The sequence below is a fragment of the Wolbachia endosymbiont of Drosophila baimaii genome (genome assembly GCF_028982185.1).
Taxonomy (GTDB): domain Bacteria; phylum Pseudomonadota; class Alphaproteobacteria; order Rickettsiales; family Anaplasmataceae; genus Wolbachia; species Wolbachia pipientis.
The window spans coordinates 1-887 of the sequence record NZ_JAPQLE010000157.1 but is presented as its reverse complement, the minus strand read 5'-3'; the positions used below and the strand labels follow the sequence as shown (position 1 = coordinate 887).

The following is an 887-nucleotide window of genomic DNA, read 5'->3' as shown; positions in this document are numbered from 1 at the left end:
AACATTCCTCTATTCGAATCCTTTCGTCGTGCTGTTGATTCTGCCTTCCTATGACCTGTTCGGACTATTATGAGAAATGCTATAACTCGTAAGTTGTGACGGAAATCTTTTGGATTTTGGGCGTGTCCGTATCTTTTGCAAAATCATACTTAGACTTATTGCCACCGTCCTCATCATCTACTGTTTCACTGCTCCAACCTGCACCGGCGCGGTCAAAATCTTCTATAATGTAATCCAATGTTTCAGTAGAGATTCTTTGACTGGAGCATATTTGTCGCATTGGGGACGAATCAGTTACGCGCTTGTTTATGCGTTTTACAATATGCGGAGTAACTAGATACCCCCCGATATCACTGTCATCTCCACTGAGGGTTTTGTGTGATAAACCGCTTTCCATTCCCTTGCGGATATAATCAGAAAAATATTTATCGCTTGTGCTAAAATCTGTATTTACTTCTGGGCGTTGAGCTGCAGTTTCGATCAAGTCTAAACGCTCTTTGCAACTATCAATGGCATTATTTACCTTGCATAGCTGCTCAATTGTTGCAGAATCAGCACGCCCTTTGCTTTCAATTTCTTTTAGTTTGCGATTATTTATTAATTTAAATTGCTCCCATGATGAAGCGAGTTCATTGATACGGTGAGCGATATCGGTAAGTGACATAATAGCCTCCTTTGAAAATGAAATAAAAATGGAAATAAGGTAATAGGAATGGCATCCATAGATGTTTCCCACAGTTGTACGAATATTGCAATATGGTACATAGTAAACGATGTCATTCCAGTGCTCCCTTTCTTGTCATCCCAGTGCTTGACACTGGGATGGCTTTGTTGCATAGCAACTGAAAAAATCTGGTGGCTACTGACAAAATTCATTATAAAATAGC

At 39.8% G+C, this 887-nt stretch carries 1 protein-coding gene and 1 pseudogene; one reads left to right on the top strand and one right to left on the bottom strand.

Annotated features, from left to right (window positions below):
- Positions 1-82: 82 nt before the first annotated feature.
- Positions 83-664, bottom strand: a pseudogene (locus OZD66_RS05105) (phage major capsid protein); the annotation flags it as partial.
- A 48-nt stretch (positions 665-712) separates the two neighbouring features.
- On the opposite strand from OZD66_RS05105, the gene OZD66_RS05100 reads away from it, so the two are divergent.
- On the top strand, positions 713-886 hold the full coding sequence (locus tag OZD66_RS05100) for a hypothetical protein (protein ID WP_275022421.1): 174 nt from the start codon (positions 713-715) through the stop codon (positions 884-886).
- Position 887: the final 1 nt, after the last annotated feature.